Genomic DNA, 16,580 nt, shown 5'->3' with positions numbered 1-16,580 from the left:
TCGCGGTGCTCCGGCACCTAGAGGTCCAGACCGGTGCGAGCGGCCTGATCCACCGCCGTTGAAGGGGAGCCCTGATGAAGTCCGAGCACGAGTACGCGGTATCCGTCGTTTGGGAGGGCGACCGGGGGACCGGCACGAGCGGATACCGCGAGTACGGGCGCCAGCTGACCGTGACGGCACAGGGCCCGGCGCCCATCCTGGCCTCGGCCGACACGCCCTTCCGAGGCGACGCCGACCGCTGGAACCCGGAGCAACTGCTGCTCGCCGCGCTCGCGCAGTGCCACCTCCTCTCGTACCTGCATGTGGCAGTGAAAAGTGGAGTCGTTGTCACGGGGTACTCGGACGACGCGGCCGGCGCGATGGTCCAGGAGGGGGAGAGCGGCCACTTCACCTCGGTGACCCTCCGGCCCCGCGTGACGGTCGCCGAGGAGTCGATGGTCGCGCTCGCCCAGACGCTGCACGCAGAGGCGTCCCGGCTGTGCTTCATCGCGAACTCGGTGAACTTCCCCGTCAGGCACGAGCCGGAGACGTTCGCACGCTGACGCTCAGCGGCGCTCGTGCGGGAGCGCTCGGCGGATGCGCTCGGCCGTGGTCGTCGGCGGTGACTCGTTGTACGCGCCCGCGAGCTCCTGCTCGGAGAGTGCGTGGATGGCGGTCATCACCTCGTCGGTGGCGTGGCGGCGCGCCCGGCCGGAGTCGGCCGAGCCGTGGGGAGAGAGGTCCAGCGGTGCGCCGAAGCGGACCGTGATGCGGTGCAGGCGGGGCATCCGCGTACCGACCGGTTGCAGCTCCTGCGTGCCGATGAGGCCGACCGGGACGACGGGGGCACCCGTCGTGAGAGCGAGCCACGCCACTCCGGTGCGGCCCTTGTAGAGGCGCCCGTCGCGGGAGCGAGTGCCCTCCGGGTAGACGGCGAAGGCCTCATCGCGCTCCAGGATCGCCCGGCCGAGATCGAGCGCCTCCTGAGCCGCCTGGCCCGCGCCGCGTTCGACCGCGACGGCGCCGACGGTGGTGAAAAAGGCCCGCGAGAGGGCGCCGCGCACACCGGTGCCCATGAAGTAGTCCGCCTTGGCGAGGAACTGCACCGGCCGCGGGGCGAGCAGGGTCAGGACGGGGGAGTCGATGAAGGAGAGGTGGTTGCTGGCGAGGATCACGCGGCCCTCGGCTGGCACGTTCTCGCGGCCCTGCACGATCGGCCGGTAGAGGAGTCGGCCGACGCCGCCGATGGACAGGCGCGCCAGGCGCGCGGAGAGGCCGATCCCCGGGGGAGTCGGCCTCTCGTGGTCGTCGTCGATCCGCATTCCGATGAAGATACCGGCGCGTCCATGCCGCGTCGGCTATCGCTCAGCCGAACTGGGCGAGCGCCTCCTCGATCACGGTCGCCGCGTCGTCGATGAGCTCCTCGCTGATCACGACGCTCGGCAGGATCCGCAGGACGCTGTCCCAGCTGCCCGCGTCGAGCACGATCACGCCGTTCGCGGTGGCGTGCCTCAGGATCGCGGTGAGCGCCTCCGGGTACTGCTTCTTCGTCCCCGGGTGCACGAGTTCGACGCCCCACATGGCGCCCTTGCCGCGCACGTCGCCGATGACCGCGAAGCGCTGCGCCCAGTCGCCGATCCTCGCCTGGAGCAGGCGCTCGACGCGCTGCGCCTCCTCGAGCAGGCCCTCGGACTCGATAGCCTCGAAGGTCGCGAGCGCCGCCGCGGTCGAGACCGGGTTGCCGCCGAAGGTGCCGCCGATACCGCCGGGCTGCACGGCGTCCATGATCTCGGCGCGGCCGGTGACTGCGGCGAGCGGGAAGCCGCCAGCAATGCCCTTGGCTGTCGTGATCAGGTCGGGGACTACTCCGTGGTGCTCGATCGAGTACCAGGTGCCCGTGCGGGCAATGCCTGCCTGGATCTCGTCGGCGACGAAGACGATGCCGTTCTCGGTGCAGAACTCGGACAGGCGCCGGAAGTAGCCCGGCGCCGGGATGATGATGCCGCCGTCGCCCTGAATCGGTTCGACGAACAGCGCCGCGAGCTCCTGCGCGCCGACGTGAGTGGTGATGGAGTCGATGGTGCGCTCGGCCGCCTCCTCGCCCGTCATGCCCTCGGGGTCGCGGAACGGGTAGCTGGTCGGGAGGCTGTAGATCTCGCCAGGGAAGGGGCCCATGCCGGCGCGCTCCGGCCAGGGGCGGTAGGTCATCGCCATCGTGAGGTTGGTGCGACCGTGGAAGGCGTGGTCGAGCGTCGCGATCGCGCGCCGGCCGGTGAACTTGCGGGCGATCTTGACGGCATTCTCGACCGCTTCGGCTCCGGAGTTGACCAGGATCGAGCGCTTCTCGACGTCACCAGGAGTGATCTCGGCGAGCTTCTCGGCGACGCGCACGTAGTTCTCGTACGGAGTGACGGTGAACAGCGTGTGCGTCAGCTTCTCGGCCTGCGCGGCCGCGGCGGCGGCGACCGCGGGGTGCGCGTGGCCGATGGTCGTGACTCCGATGCCGCAGCCGAGGTCGATCAGGCGGTTGCCGTCGACGTCGACCAGGACGGCGCCCGATGCGTGATCCATGTAGATGTTCGCGAGCGTCCCAGCGCCGCGGGAGACGCTGGCGACGCGGCGCTCCTGGAGGGCAACGGAGCGCGGGCCGGGGAGCTCGGTCACGAGCTCTCGGGACTGGGGGACCGAGAATTCACGCATGCCCCGATGGTAGGCCTCGACCACTCGAGGACCGCACCCAGCGCGCTGCGAGGCGCGCCATGCAGGATGGGGACCGATCCCCTCACGCCCCCCGGCCGCCGCCGGTCAAGAAAGGTGCCCCTGTGCGCAGAACCCTCGCGATCCTCGCCGTCCTCGGCGTCACCCTGAGCCTCGCGGCCTGCACCCCCGGCGCACCGACCGCCTCCCCGACTCCGCTGGGTTGCGCGAGCGAGGGAGAGGCGACCGCAGCGGTGCAGACCAGTGGCGACTTCGGCACCAAGCCCGTCACCGTCTTCCCGAGCCCGATCAGTGTGGACGCCACCGAGCGCTCCGTCGCGATCGAGGGCACCGGCGCCGAGGTCGCCGAGGGCGACACCGTTCTCGTCGACTACACGCTCTACAACGGCAGCAGCGGCGCCGAGTTCTCGGCCAGCAGCTACGCCTCGGGCGGCCGGGCCGCCTTTGAGGTCGACACCGACCAGTACCTCGCCGGGCTGGTGAAGGCCGTGAACTGCGCGAGCGTCGGCTCGCGCGTCATCGCTGTCGTGCCCCCGGCCGATGCGTTCGGCGACGCCGGGCAGAGCGAGTTCGGCATCGCGGCGACCGACTCGATCGTGATGGTCATCGACGTCGAGCAGATCGTGTCGACCGCCGCCGACGGCGAGCCGCAGCCCCCGGTCGACGGTCTGCCCACGGTGGCGCTCGCCGAGGACGGTGCGCCGACCGTCACCATCCCCTCGACCGACCCACCCGCCGACCTGCAGCTCGCCGTGCTCAAGAAGGGGAGCGGAGCGAGCGTGTCCGACGGCGACCAGCTGATCGTGCAGTACCAGGGTGTCGTCTGGGGCACCGGCCAGGTGTTCGACCAGAGCTGGGGCAAGCCGGCTCCTGCCGCCTTCAGCACGGGTGGAGTGATTGAGGGCTTCAAGGAGGCGGTGGTCGGTCAGACCGTCGGCTCGCAGGTGCTCGTCACCATCCCGCCGGCGAAGGGATACGGCGACCAGGGCAACCAGAACGCGGGGATCAGCGGGACCGACACCCTCGTCTTCGTCATCGACATCCTCGCCATCAGCTGACCGGTACGAGCCCTGGGCTCCGTGCCAGGATGGGCGGATGCGCAGGGTCATCATCCTCGGTTCGACCGGGTCCATCGGCACGCAGGCCCTCGACGTCATCGCCGCGAACCGTGAGCGGTTCGAGGTCGTCGGTCTCGCAGCCGGCTCGAATCGGGCGGCGAGCGCCTCGCAGGCCGCGGCGTTCGGTGTCGAGCACACGGCGTTCGGTGTCGAGGAGGCCGAGCAGTTGATCCGCACGGTCGACGCGGACGTCGTGCTCAACGGCATCACCGGTTCGGTCGGCCTCGGGCCGACCCTCGCGGCGCTCGAGGAGGGGCGCACGCTCGCCCTCGCGAACAAGGAGTCGCTGATCGTCGGCGGCGAGCTGGTCACCTCCCTCGCAGCGCCCGGCCAGATCGTTCCCGTCGACTCCGAGCACTCCGCGATCGCCCAGGCGCTCCTCGCGGGGGAGCACCGCGAGGTGCGGCGGCTCGTGTTGACAGCGTCGGGCGGACCGTTCCGCGGCCGCGACCGCGCCTCCCTCCGCGACGTCACCCCCGCGCAGGCCCTGGCCCACCCGACGTGGGACATGGGCCTGGTCGTCACCACCAACTCCTCGACCCTGGTTAACAAGGGACTCGAGGTGATCGAGGCGCATCTGCTCTTTGACGTGCCCTACGACCGGATCGACGTCACCGTGCACCCGCAGTCGGTGATCCACTCGATGGTCGAGTACGTGGACGGCTCGACGATCGCCCAGGCGTCGCCGCCGGACATGCGCCTGCCGATCTCGCTCGGCCTCGACTGGCCGCACCGCGTCGCCGGAGTCGGTGTGCCGCTGGACTGGAACCGCTCGCACAGCTGGACCTTCGAGCCGCTGGACGAGGAGGCGTTCCCCTCCGTCCGCCTCGCCAAGCGCGTCGGAGAGGCCGGCGCCTCCTATCCCGCGGTCTTCAACGCGGCGAACGAGCAGGCCGTGCAGGCCTTCCACGCCGGGCGGATCGGCTATCTCGACATCCTGGAGACGGTGGAGGCCGTGGTCGACGCACACGGCGTCGACGGCACGCTGACCCGCGAGTCGCTGGCCGCGGCGGAGGAGTGGGCGCGCCGGACAGCGGACGAGCGGATCGTGCGGGGCTGACGCGGCGCCGTAACGTCAGCTGAGAGTGCACCTCAGCCACCATCGTGGCTGAGGTGCACTCTCAGCTGACGTTGTGCGTTCGACGTGCTCGGGCACAAGGCTCATCGGACCCGTGCAGGCGCACCCCAGCGTGGACGACCGACTCCGGCCTACAGTGAGTCGGTGGAATCCGTGCTGCTCTTCGTCCTCGGTGTCGTCATCATCGCCGTCGGCGTCGCCCTCTCGATCGCGCTGCACGAGGTCGGGCACCTGCTCCCGGCCAAGCTGTTCGGCGTCAAGGTCACCCAATACATGATCGGCTTCGGTCCGACGCTCTTCTCCCGGCGCCGCGGCGAGACCGAGTACGGCGTCAAGGCGATCCCGCTCGGCGGCTACATCGCGATGATCGGGATGTACCCGCCGAGGCATCCGGGGGACCCCGTCACGGAGTCGCCGGTCGGCATGTTCCAGGGCATCGGGCACGAATCGTCCAAGAAGCGCGCATCGAAGCGGCCGTCCATGATCGACGAAGCCCGTGCAGCGAGCGCCGAGACCATCGGTGAGGGCGAGGACCACCGCGCCTTCTACCGCCTCCCCGTGTGGAAACGCGTGATCGTGATGGCAGGCGGCCCCTTCATGAACCTCGTGATCGCCTCGGTCCTCTTCACCGTCCTGCTCTGTGGCATCGGGATTCCGCAGAGCACCAGCACCCTCGCCGCGGTCTCGCAGTGCGTGGTCCCGGAGTCGCAGCGCGCGACCGCGACCTGTACCGCCGACGACCCGCTCGCCCCTGGAGCCGCCGCGGGCCTGCTGCCCGGCGACACGATCACGGCGATCGACGGCACTCCGGTGAGCACCTGGAACGACCTGACTCCGATCATCCAGCGTTCCGCAGGAGTACCGCTGAGCGTCTCGGTGGTCCGCAACAGCAGCTCACTGACCCTCACCATCACCCCCGCCGAGAACGAGGTCGCGGTCGCCGGTGCGAACGGTGCCGCTGTGACCGACAGCTCTGGCGCGATCCGAACGCAGACGGTCGGCTTCATCGGCATCTCGCCCACCTCGGCCCTCGTCCAGCAGCCGATCACCGCGGTCCCGGAGACGGTCTGGTCGAACATCACGAGCGTCGCCCACGTCATCCTGAATCTGCCGCAGCGCCTCATCGAGGTCGCCCAGGCAGCGTTCGGCTCGGAGGCGCGCGACGCCAACGGCCCGATCAGCGTCGTCGGGGTGGGCCGCATCGCCGGCGAGATCGCCGCCTCCGACCAGCTGCCGGTCGTGTCGAAGGTACAGACTATGGTCGGCGTCCTCGCCTCACTCAACATCGCCCTGCTCGTCTTCAACCTGGTGCCGCTGCTGCCGATGGACGGCGGACACATCGCGGGTGCCCTCTGGGAGGGCCTGCGCCGCCGGAGCGCCAAGCTCTTCGGACGCCGCGACCCCGGCCCCGTCGACATCGCACGCCTTCTCCCGCTGACCTACGTCGTCGTGCTCGTGCTCGGGGGGATGAGCGTCCTCCTCATGTACGCCGACATCGTGAAACCGATCACGCTGTTCTGACGTTCCACGTCGATCCTTCGCTGGACGCGATTCACCCGTTAGCCCTGGGGGTGACGGGACTCCGGGCCGGTGTCGCTCGCTTCACGGGGTTGATCCCTGCTCGGGCGTGGTCGGCTGAGGTGGCGAGGTGCGATGTGCAGGGGATTCGGCTTCCCGGGTTCCAGCGACGTGACTGGGAGCGCTCTCAGCCTTCGAGGTCCTGCGAATCGGACGAGGTCCTGCGAATCGGACGTTCTCCTGCAGATCCGTTCGACCGCGCGAGGCGCGACGGGACTGGATCATCCCCCGGGCTCCCCGCCGGGTCAGGCGGCGGCTGGGAAGACGCGGCGAGCGGACGGAGCGTCGCGAGGCGCGCGTACGATGGGGCGCGTGCCAGCAGTGAATCTGGGTCTTCCCACGGTCCCCATGACCCTCGCCCCCCGCCGCAAGTCCCGCCAGATCAAGGTCGGCAAGGTGCTCGTGGGCGGCGACGCGCAGGTCAGCGTCCAGTCGATGTGCACCACTCCGACCACGAACATCAACGCGACCCTCCAGCAGATCGCCGAGCTGACCGCCTCCGGCTGCGACATCGTCCGAGTCGCCGTCCCCAGCCGCGACGACGCGGAGGCGCTGCCGATCATCGCGAAGAAGAGCCAGATCCCGGTCATCGCCGACATCCACTTCCAGCCGAACTACGTCTACGCCGCGATCGACGCCGGTTGCGCCGCGGTCCGGGTGAACCCCGGAAACATCCGCAAGTTCGACGACCAGGTCGGCAAGATCGCCGCCGCCGCGAAGGCCGCGGGCGTCTCGATCCGCATCGGCGTTAACGCAGGCTCGCTCGAGCCGAGCATCCTGCAGAAGTACGGCAAGCCCACCCCCGAGGCCCTCGTCGAGAGCGCGGTGTGGGAGGCGAGCCTGTTCGAGGAGCACGACTTTCACGACTTCAAGATCTCGGTCAAGCACAACGACCCGGTCGTGATGGTGAAGGCCTACCGTCAGCTCGCCGAGCGTGGCGACTGGCCGCTGCACCTCGGCGTCACCGAGGCGGGCCCGGAGTTCCAGGGCACCATCAAGTCGGCCACCGCCTTCGGCATCCTCCTCGGTGAGGGCATCGGCGACACTATCCGCGTGTCCCTCTCGGCTCCGCCGGCGCAGGAGGTGAAGGTCGGACTGCAGATCCTGCAGTCGCTGAACCTCCGCGAGCGCAAGCTCGAAATCGTTTCCTGCCCGAGTTGCGGCCGCGCGCAGGTCGACGTGTACACCCTCGCCAACGACGTCACCGCTGGCCTTGAGGGCATGAGCGTCCCGTTGCGTGTCGCCGTCATGGGCTGCGTCGTCAACGGTCCGGGTGAGGCCCGCGAGGCCGACCTGGGCGTCGCCTCCGGCAATGGCAAGGGCCAGATCTTCGTGAAGGGCGAGGTCATCAAGACCGTCCCCGAGGCCGAGATCGTGCAGACCCTGATTGAGGAGGCCAACCGCCTGGCCGCCGAGATGCCCGCCGATGACACCTCGACCGGGGCTCCTGTCGTGACTGTCGGCGCGAACTGATTCGGTGTGGGGCGGATCGACGTGGTCCGGCCCGCTCTGCGTCTCGCTCTCGGCGGCGTCGCCGTGACGCTCGTCGCCTCCGGAGTCGCCGCGCTCCGCAGCGGCCCGTCGTCTGAGGCCGGGGAGTGCATCGACAGCCAGACTCCGCAGAATCCGTTCGGCTGCGACCGCTGGGTGTTGACGGCGGAGTGCTCGTCCCGGGCGGCGAGGTGAGCGGATCGGACACCTGCTCTGGGTCGCCGAGCCCCGAGGGCATCCGACTCCGGGCGCCGCTCTCGGGTCCGATGACGATCGGAGGCAACCCCGACGACGTCCTGCTGGACGGCACGGGCGGCGCCGTGGTCTTCTCGCGCCTGCCGAGCTGAGGCTCCCGAGCACATCGCGAGGCGGGGGAGCGCAGCGGATAGGATCGTCCCTCGTGGTCACCCGTCTCTCGCATCTGTTCGTCCGCACGCTCCGGGAGGACCCGGCCGACGCCGAGGTCGCGGGCCACCGCCTCCTTGTCCGTGCGGGCTACATTCGCCGCCAGGCGCCCGGCGTCTTCGCGTGGCTGCCCCTGGGACTGCGGGTGAAGCGCCGCATCGAGCGGATCATCCATGAGGAGATGGAGGCCGCCGGCGCCCAGGAGGTGCACTTCCCCGCGCTGCTTCCCCGCGAGCCCTACGAGCTCTCGGGACGCTGGACGGAGTACGGCGACGGCGTGTTCCGCCTGAAGGACCGTAAGGACGCCGACTACATGCTGGCGCCGACGCACGAGGAGTTCTTCACGCTGCTCGTCAAAGACCTTTACTCCTCCTACAAGGATTTGCCCCTGTCGATCTACCAGATCCAGGACAAGTACCGCGACGAGGCGCGGCCCCGCGCGGGCCTCCTGCGCGGCCGCGAGTTCACGATGAAGGACGCCTACTCCTTCGACTACACCGATGCCGGTCTCGACGCGAGCTACCAGCGCCAGCGCGACGCCTACGAGCGGATCTTCGCGCGCCTGGGCCTGGAGTACGTGATCGTCCAGGCCGACGCCGGCGCGATGGGCGGCTCGCGCAGCGAGGAGTTCCTGCACCCCACCCCCGTCGGCGAGGACACCTTCGTCCGCTCGGCCGGCGGCTACGCCGCGAACGTCGAAGCGTACCGAACCCCCGTCCCCGCAGCGCTGCCCGTCGCGGGTCAGCCGGAGGCGCGCGTCTTCGATTCACCCGACACCCCGACCATCCAGACCCTGGTCGACCTGGCGAACTCGACCCAGCCCCGCCCCGACGGCCGCGCCTGGACCGCGGCCGACACCCTCAAGAACGTGGTCGTGGCGCTCACCGCGCTCGACGGCACCCGCGAGCTCGTGATCGTCGGCCTGCCCGGCGATCGCGACGTCGACCTCAAGCGGGCCGAGGTGGCCTTCGCTCCGGCCGAGGTCGAGGCCGCGACGGCCGAGGACTTCGCGAAACACCCCGGACTGGTCAAGGGCTATATCGGCCCGTGGTCGTCGGAGGGTGCGGTCCTGGGCGAGGAGTCCACGACCGGCGTGCGCTACCTGCTCGACCCGCGCGTGGTCGATGGCACCGCCTGGATCACCGGGGCGAATGTCTCCGGGCAGCACGTCCTCGACCTGGTCGCAGGCCGGGACTTCCAGGGCGACGGCATCGTCGAGGTCGCGGATGTCCGCACCGGCGACGAGGCACCCGACGGCTCCGGCCCGATCGAGACCGCCCGGGGCATGGAGATTGGCCACGTCTTCCAGCTGGGGCGGAAGTACGCCGACGTCCTGGGCCTGAAGGTGCTCGACGAGAACGGCAAGCTCGTCACCGTCACGATGGGCTCCTACGGGATCGGCGTGACCCGCATCCTCGCGATCATCGCCGAGGCCACGCACGATGACCGCGGCCTGCTCTGGCCCGCGAACGTCGCCCCGTTCGACGTGCATGTGATCGCGACCGGCAAGGACGCGGCGGCTTGGGAGCTCGCGGAGTCGGTCGGCGCCTCGCTGGAGGCGGCCGGCCGCGACGTGCTGATCGACGATCGACCAAAGGTCTCGCCGGGGGTGAAGTTCGGCGACGCCGAGCTGATCGGTGTGCCCGTGATCGTCATCGCCGGGCGGGGCGCAGCCGACGGGATCGTCGAGCTCTGGGACCGCCGGTCCGGCGAGCGCGAGCAGCTCCCGGTCGCCGAGGCGCTCGTCCGACTGGGCGCGTAACCCTCGAAGAGAGCTCTCCGCCGCCGCCCGGTGCCTCGTGGACGATGGTCACGACGCCCTCGCGGTCATCAGGCTTCTGGATTCTGGATCCTGAAGACCGCAAATGACGCTTTCAGTGAACTGGGAGGGGCGATTCGCGCCCCGTCCTCACGCGGATCGCGGCCTTTCTGAGCCTCGTGGGCGGCGGGCCTTCATTGACCAGGTCGACTCTGCGTGTGTAGACCAGAACCCTGAGGGACGGTCGCATCTGGGTGGCAGTTCAGAGAGCGAGTAGGTACATGGAGACGTCGTACGGTCAGGTGAAGAAGACCCTCCAGGTCGGCGCGGGGGTGGGCGCGGTGAGCCTTCTCGCCGGGGCAGTCTTCGTGCCTCTTCTGATACTCGCGGTCGTGGCGGTGATCGCGAGCGCGATCGTCGCCGCTGTGCTCAGCGGTCGCCCCACGCATCGGTGGGCCGGGACCTGGGTGGCTGGCGTCGCATCCGTGGTCTGGGTGTTCAGCGCGATCTACGCCGTTGACATCTGGGGGCAGGCTTTCGATCTCAGCGACGCAGGCCAACCCGTGCCCGTATCTCTCAGCATCGCGATGACCGCGGCCTTCGCCGCGAGCGTCGCCGGTTTTTTGACCGTGGCGGCCAGCGCAGTCATATCGCTGCTTCGCGCCCGGCGGCACGACCTCGACTCCGGCCTCCGCTTCACCATTGTTCCCGCTGGAGTGTGACATCGTGACCTCGCGCAAACGTCAGCTCCGGTGGATCACCGCGGTGACAGGCATCACAGCCACCATCGTGATCGGTAGTGGCCTACCCGCAGCATCTGCTGACGACGTGCTCACTCCGGATGCAGTCGCTGCCCTCGCGGCTGCATCCCCCGAAGCGCTGGCCAATACGGCCACGCGCACGCCACACTCGACCAGTCCAGAACACTCGACCAGTCCAGAACACTCGACCAGTCCAGAACAGAAGAGCGAGATCGGAGCCGCGCCTCTGCTCGTGCTGGGAGCGGACAGCACCTCGCCGGTCACCATCAGTGCACCCTTCGCCGACACGGCCACCGCAAGCCCCACACATCAGGCGGGCGTCACCGTCTACGACAATCACAACAGCACTTCCACGGTGGCGGTCACCCATACCGACGGCTCCGTCGCCTTCATTTCAGTCATAGGGAACAGATCTGCGCCAACTGCTTACACTTACACGCTCGATCTTCCCGCGGGCTCAACCCTGCACGCCAACGACAGCGGCACGATCAGCATCGTTGACGCGGCCGGCGTCTGGAGCGCAGGCGTGAAGCCCGCCTGGGCGCGCGACGCGAACGGAATCAGCGTCTCCACCCACTACGAGATCACTGGCACCACACTCACTCAGATCGTTGATCTGTCTCAACGGGGTATCGCCTTTCCCGTGGTCGCGGACCCCTGGTTCGGTCGCGACCTCATCGATCACGTCACCTGGGTACCAGGTGACCGGCAGTGGGGACCGACCGCGCAGGTATATCCGTCGGATTACGGACGCGACCAGCTAGCGGTCGGCCCCGAAGCCAACGAGGCCGCCTGGGAAGAAGCCCTGGAGAAGGGCGATCGGTCTCGACTGGATCGCAACAACCTCCACGACCAATTCAGCTGCCACTTCCTCGCCCGCGTCGCCACTGCGAGCAAGCGAAGCTGGAACCTGGACAGCACACGGCCCGACGTCGGACTTGCTGCCACCATCGCCGCCTCCTGCAATCCACAGGGCGGAGAAGACGAGGTCCTCCCACCGAGAACGTGAGGGGTCAGGACACACCTCTCCCGTTCCGCTGCTTCCAGGAGCCGGGTGGAACGCCGGGCCGCGTCGGGTACCCTGGATCGCTGATCCGGGTGCGAGCCCGGCGGCGACTATCCGCGGTCACCACCGCTGAATCCAAGTGAATAGAGAGAAAGGCCCGCCCGTGGACATCGACTTGAGCGTTCTGCGACTGATGGAGCGCGAGCGCGAGATCCCCTTCGAGGAACTCGTGCAGATCATCGAGCAGGCGATCCTGACCGCCTACCTCAAGCACATCGGCCAGGCCGACGACGCCGACAAGGCCACCGCCGTCGACGCCCGGGTGCACCTGGACCGCAAGACCGGCCACGTCTCGGTCTTCGTGCCCGAGTACGACGACGAGGGCGCCGTCGTGGGCGAGGCCGAGGACTCGCCGCGCGACTTTGGCCGCATCGCCGCCTTTGCCGCCAAGCAGGTCATTAACCAGCGCCTGCGCGACATCGCCGACGAGCATGTGCTCGGCGAGTTCAAGGGGCGCGAGGGCGACATCGTCGCCGGAGTCATTCAGCAGGGCCCGAACCCGCGGATGATCCACGTCGACCTCGGCTCGATCGAGGCGATCCTCTCGCCGGAGGAGCAGGTGCCCGGCGAGGACTACAGCCACGGGCGCCGGATCCGCGTCTACGTCACCAGCGTCGGCCGCGGACCCAAGGGCCCCTCGGTCCATGTGTCCCGCACCCACCCGTCGCTCGTGCGCAAGCTGTTCGCGCTCGAGGTCCCCGAGATCGCGTCCGGCGTGGTCGAAATCGTCTCGCTCGCCCGCGAGGCCGGCCACCGGACCAAGATCGCTGTCCGCGCGACCGAGCCCGGTGTGAACGCCAAGGGCGCCTGCATCGGCGAACTCGGCCAGCGGGTGCGCGCGGTGACCGCCGAACTCAACAACGAGAAAATCGACATCGTGGATTACTCCTCCGACCTGCCGACCTTCGTCGCCAGCGCGCTGTCGCCGGCCAAGGTGACCAGCGCGTTCGTGATCGACCAGAGCATCAAGGCCGTCCGGGCGCTCGTGCCCGATTACCAGCTCTCGCTCGCGATCGGCAAGGAGGGCCAGAACGCCCGGCTCGCTGCCAAGCTGACCGGCGCGAAGATCGACATCCAGCCCGATTCGGTGATGGACGGGGAGTGATCCCCGCGCATCGGCGCGAGGGGGGAGCGGTCTCGGAGGGGAGGGAGTAGGGTGGAACCCGTCAGAACGTGCGTCGGCTGCCGTTTGCGCGCCCCCCGGGCCTCTCTTCTGAGGCTTGTCCTCCACTCGAATGTCCTCGCGGTAGACCCGTATGCCGTTCGTCCCGGACGGGGAGCGTGGCTCCATGACGCGGTCGACTGCTACGAACTCGCGGTCAAGCGCCGTGCGTTCGGCAGGGCGTTCCGGACACGCGAGAGCGTGGACGTGAGCGAGCTGGAGCAGTACCTCACACGATCCGACCGGCTCGGTCCCTCATCCGGAGGGCCCGGAGCAGCGCACGATCACACCAGAGAGAACAGGCAGAACGGCCCGTGAACTGATCATGAGCGAAGACTAATGAGCGGCTCGAAATGAGACCCGTCCGTTTGTGACGCCTGCCCCCGTCTTGGGTGCAGGCCCAAGACAGGAGAGAAGTGGCAAAACCACGCGTACACGAGATCGCATCCGAACTCGGTGTCGATAGCAAGGTCGCACTTGCGAAGTTGAAAGAGCTCGGCGAGTTCGTCAAGGGACCGTCCTCGAGCATCGAACCCCCGGTCGCCCGCAAGCTCCGTCAGGCCCTCGAGGGCCAGGGCGGATCCGCTGCGGCTGCGCCGTCGAGCCCGGCGGCTCCCACCGCCAGCGCCCGGCCCGGGGCTCCCCGCCCCTCCGGCGCACGCCCCTCCGCGCCAACGCCCGGCCCGGTCAAGCCGCCCGCTCCAGCGCCGGCTCCGCCCATGTCGGTCGCCGAGCGCCAGGCCCAGGCTCAGGCCGCCCAGGAGGCTGCGGCCGCTCAGCGCGCCCAGGCCGCTAAGGACGCTCCGGCCGAGGTCGCTGCTCCGGCTCCGACCGAGGCCCCCACGACCCCGACCGACAAGTCGGCGTCCAGCCCCGGCGGACCCAAGCCTGTGACTCCGCGTCCGGCTCCCGCCACGAACGCCCCGCGTCCCGGTGGCACCTCGGGTGGCTCCAACCGCCCCGGCGGCACCCCGCGTCCGGGCAACAATCCGTTCGCCAGCAACCAGGGCATGGGACAGCGTCCGGCTGCCCCGCGCCCCGGCAACAACCCCTTCGCCAGCTCGCAGGGCATGGGATCGCGCCCGACCCCGGGCAACATCCCCCGACCTGCAGCTCCGCGTCCCGGCACGCCCCGACCCGGCGGACCCGGCATGGGCCAGCGCCCCGCAGGCTTCGGCCAGCGTCCCGGCGGACCCGGCGGCGGAGCGGGACGTCCCGGCGGTGCCGGTCGTCCCGGCGGTGGCGGATTCCAGCGCCCCGGCGGTGCTCCCGGCGCCGGTGGCGGCTTCGCCCCGCGCCCGGGTGGTGGCGGTCGCGGTCGCGGCCCCGGCGGTGGAACCGCGGGCGCCTTCGGCCGCGGTGGCGGCAAGAGCAAGGCCCGCAAGTCCAAGCGCACGAAGCGTCAGGAGTTTGAGCTCAGGGAGGCTCCGTCGCTCGGCGGCGTCAGCGTCCCCCGCGGCGACGGCAAGACGGTCATCCGTCTGCGTCGCGGCGCGTCGATCTCGGACTTCGCCGACAAGATCGAGGCCATGACCGGCGTGCCGGTACCTCCCGGCAACCTGGTCACCGTCCTCTTCGCCCTCGGCGAGATGGCGACGGCGACCGAGTCGCTCGACCAGGCCACCTTCGAGGTGCTCGGCTCCGAGCTCGGCTTCACGATCCAGGTCGTCTCGCCCGAGGACGAGGACAAGGAGCTCCTCGAGGGCTTCGGTCTCGACCTCGAGCAGGAGCTGAACGACGAGACGGACGAGGACCTCGAGATCCGTCCCCCCGTCGTCACCGTCATGGGTCACGTCGACCACGGAAAGACGCGCCTGCTCGACGCGATCCGCAACGCCAACGTCGTCGCAGGCGAGGCGGGCGGCATCACGCAGCACATCGGTGCGTACCAGGTCGTCGCGGAGCACGAGGGCATCGAGCGTCCGATCACCTTCATCGACACCCCGGGTCACGAGGCGTTCACCGCCATGCGAGCCCGCGGTGCCCAGGTCACCGACATCGCGATCCTCGTGGTCGCGGCGGACGACGGCATCATGCCGCAGACCATCGAGGCACTGAACCACGCCCAGGCAGCCAACGTGCCGATCGTGGTCGCGGTGAACAAGGTGGACAAGCCCGACGCCAACCCGGCCAAGGTGCGTCAGCAGCTCACCGAGTTCGGACTCGTCGCGGAGGAGTACGGCGGAGACGTCATGTTCGTCGATGTGTCGGCTCGTGCGGGCACCGGCATCCAGGACCTCTTGGACGCCGTGCTGCTCACCGCGGACGCCGGTCTCGACCTGCGCGCCAACCCCGACAAGGAGGCACGCGGAGTCGCGATCGAGGCGAAGCTCGACAAGGGACGCGGTGCGGTCGCGACCGTCCTCATCCAGTCGGGAACTCTGCGCGTCGGCGACGCGATCGTTGCCGGAACGGCGTACGGCCGTGTCCGTGCGATGGCGGACGAGAACGGCAACGCCGTCCTTGAGGCCGTGCCGTCGCGTCCGGTTCAGGTGCAGGGACTCTCGTCCGTGCCCCGCGCCGGCGACACCTTCCTCGTCACCGAGGAGGACCGCACCGCCCGCCAGATCGCCGAGAAGCGTGAGGCCGCTCAGCGCAACGCCCTGCTGGCCAAGGCCCGCAAGCGCATTTCGCTCGAGGACTTCACCCGTGCTCTCGAAGAGGGCAAGGTCGAGTCGCTCAACCTCATCATCAAGGGCGACGTGTCCGGTGCCGTCGAGGCGCTGGAGGAGTCGCTCGTCAAGATCGAGGTCGATGACTCGGTGCAGCTGCGCATCATCCACCGCGGTGTCGGTGCGATCACGGAGTCGGACGTCAACCTCGCGACGATCGACAACGCGATCATCGTGGGCTTCAACGTCCGCCCCGACCCGAAGGCTCGCGAGCGTGCTGCCCGAGAAGGAGTGGACATCCGCTTCTACTCGGTCATCTACAACGCGATCGAAGAGGTCGAGAACTCGCTCACGGGCATGCTCAAGCCCGAGTTCGAGGAGGTCCAGTCCGGTGTCGCCGAGATCCGCGAGGTGTTCCGTTCCTCCAAGTTCGGCAACATCGCGGGTGTCATCGTTCGCTCCGGCACGATCACCCGCAACTCGAAGGCGCGGGTCATCCGTGACGGCGTCGTGGTCGGGGACAACCTCGCCATCGAGTCGCTGCGCCGTTTCAAGGATGACGTCACGGAGGTCCGTACGGACTACGAGGCCGGTATCGGTCTCGGTAAGTACAACGACATCCAGATCGGCGACGAGATTGAGACGATCGAGATGAAGGAGAAGCCGCGAGGCTGATCCGTTCCACTGGAAGGCCCGGGTCCGCCCGGGCCTTCCGGCGTTTTTCCCTTGGTGCTCATTGGGAGCGGGAGGGGATTCTCGTCCTCTCCCTCCCTGTGGGAGGAATCGGGGAACCGCCCTCGTCTCGGAGGCGCGGACCCTCGAACGGGCGCTTCCGCAGGTTCGGACCGAGGCG

General features: G+C 69.3%; 15 protein-coding genes. 13 read left to right on the top strand and 2 right to left on the bottom strand.

The genetic code is table 11. The features are described from left to right. Positions 1-74 precede the first annotated feature (74 nt). Complete coding sequence (locus C1O28_RS08135) at positions 75-542, top strand: OsmC family protein (RefSeq protein ID WP_097167297.1); 468 nt, start codon at positions 75-77, stop codon at positions 540-542. A 3-nt stretch (positions 543-545) separates the two neighbouring features. On the opposite strand, the gene C1O28_RS08130 is transcribed toward C1O28_RS08135, so the two are convergent. Both C1O28_RS08130 and gabT read right to left on the bottom strand, forming a co-directional pair. Further along, positions 546-1,301, bottom strand: coding sequence for a lysophospholipid acyltransferase family protein (locus C1O28_RS08130; RefSeq protein WP_097167296.1), 756 nt, complete (start codon positions 1,299-1,301; stop codon positions 546-548). 43 nt (positions 1,302-1,344) lie between these two features. Next, complete coding sequence (gene gabT, locus C1O28_RS08125) at positions 1,345-2,679, bottom strand: 4-aminobutyrate--2-oxoglutarate transaminase (RefSeq protein WP_097167295.1); 1,335 nt, start codon at positions 2,677-2,679, stop codon at positions 1,345-1,347. Between the two features lie 122 nt (positions 2,680-2,801). Here gabT and C1O28_RS08120 point away from each other — a divergent pair, with 122 nt between their 5' ends. The 12 genes from C1O28_RS08120 (at position 2,802) to infB (ending at position 16,402) form a co-directional block, all read left to right on the top strand. Beyond that, on the top strand, positions 2,802-3,755 hold the full coding sequence (locus C1O28_RS08120) for an FKBP-type peptidyl-prolyl cis-trans isomerase (RefSeq protein ID WP_160487467.1): 954 nt from the start codon (positions 2,802-2,804) through the stop codon (positions 3,753-3,755). 37 nt (positions 3,756-3,792) lie between these two features. After that, positions 3,793-4,875: a 1-deoxy-D-xylulose-5-phosphate reductoisomerase gene (locus C1O28_RS08115; protein WP_097167293.1), complete on the top strand. Its 1,083-nt coding sequence runs from the start codon at positions 3,793-3,795 to the stop codon at positions 4,873-4,875. 162 nt (positions 4,876-5,037) lie between these two features. Continuing rightward, the gene (locus tag C1O28_RS08110; protein ID WP_164861112.1) at positions 5,038-6,414 is read left to right on the top strand and encodes a M50 family metallopeptidase; all 1,377 of its coding nucleotides are present in this window, start codon (positions 5,038-5,040) and stop codon (positions 6,412-6,414) included. A 369-nt stretch (positions 6,415-6,783) separates the two neighbouring features. Continuing rightward, the gene (ispG, locus tag C1O28_RS08105) at positions 6,784-7,944 is read left to right on the top strand and encodes a flavodoxin-dependent (E)-4-hydroxy-3-methylbut-2-enyl-diphosphate synthase (protein ID WP_097167357.1); all 1,161 of its coding nucleotides are present in this window, start codon (positions 6,784-6,786) and stop codon (positions 7,942-7,944) included. A 21-nt stretch (positions 7,945-7,965) separates the two neighbouring features. After that, positions 7,966-8,157 (top strand): hypothetical protein, encoded by a 192-nt coding sequence (locus C1O28_RS08100; RefSeq protein WP_127821483.1) that lies wholly within the window; start codon positions 7,966-7,968, stop codon positions 8,155-8,157. Next, positions 8,154-8,309 (top strand): hypothetical protein, encoded by a 156-nt coding sequence (locus C1O28_RS15125; RefSeq protein ID WP_160487466.1) that lies wholly within the window; start codon positions 8,154-8,156, stop codon positions 8,307-8,309. Before C1O28_RS08100 ends, C1O28_RS15125 begins: the two co-directional genes overlap by 4 nt. A 53-nt stretch (positions 8,310-8,362) precedes the next feature. Beyond that, positions 8,363-10,129, top strand: coding sequence for a proline--tRNA ligase (locus C1O28_RS08095; RefSeq protein WP_097167290.1), 1,767 nt, complete (start codon positions 8,363-8,365; stop codon positions 10,127-10,129). A 278-nt stretch (positions 10,130-10,407) separates the two neighbouring features. Continuing rightward, on the top strand, positions 10,408-10,848 hold the full coding sequence (locus tag C1O28_RS08090; RefSeq protein ID WP_097167289.1) for a hypothetical protein: 441 nt from the start codon (positions 10,408-10,410) through the stop codon (positions 10,846-10,848). Between the two features lie 4 nt (positions 10,849-10,852). Further along, the gene (locus C1O28_RS08085; protein ID WP_160487465.1) at positions 10,853-11,896 is read left to right on the top strand and encodes a DUF2599 domain-containing protein; all 1,044 of its coding nucleotides are present in this window, start codon (positions 10,853-10,855) and stop codon (positions 11,894-11,896) included. A 160-nt stretch (positions 11,897-12,056) separates the two neighbouring features. Next, positions 12,057-13,058 (top strand): transcription termination factor NusA, encoded by a 1,002-nt coding sequence (gene nusA / locus C1O28_RS08080; RefSeq protein ID WP_097167287.1) that lies wholly within the window; start codon positions 12,057-12,059, stop codon positions 13,056-13,058. Between the two features lie 51 nt (positions 13,059-13,109). Next, entirely contained in the window at positions 13,110-13,433 is a 324-nt protein-coding gene (locus tag C1O28_RS08075; RefSeq protein WP_097167286.1) for a YlxR family protein, read from the top strand. A 98-nt stretch (positions 13,434-13,531) separates the two neighbouring features. Then, positions 13,532-16,402 carry a translation initiation factor IF-2 gene (gene infB / locus C1O28_RS08070; RefSeq protein WP_097167285.1) on the top strand — a complete coding sequence of 957 codons (2,871 nt, stop codon included), beginning with the start codon at positions 13,532-13,534 and terminating at the stop codon, positions 16,400-16,402. Positions 16,403-16,580: the final 178 nt, after the last annotated feature.

The organism is Rathayibacter rathayi, from assembly GCF_004011095.1.
GTDB lineage: Bacteria > Actinomycetota > Actinomycetes > Actinomycetales > Microbacteriaceae > Rathayibacter > Rathayibacter rathayi.
Note: the sequence above shows the minus strand (reverse complement) of the source record. Positions and strands in the feature narration are given on the sequence as shown.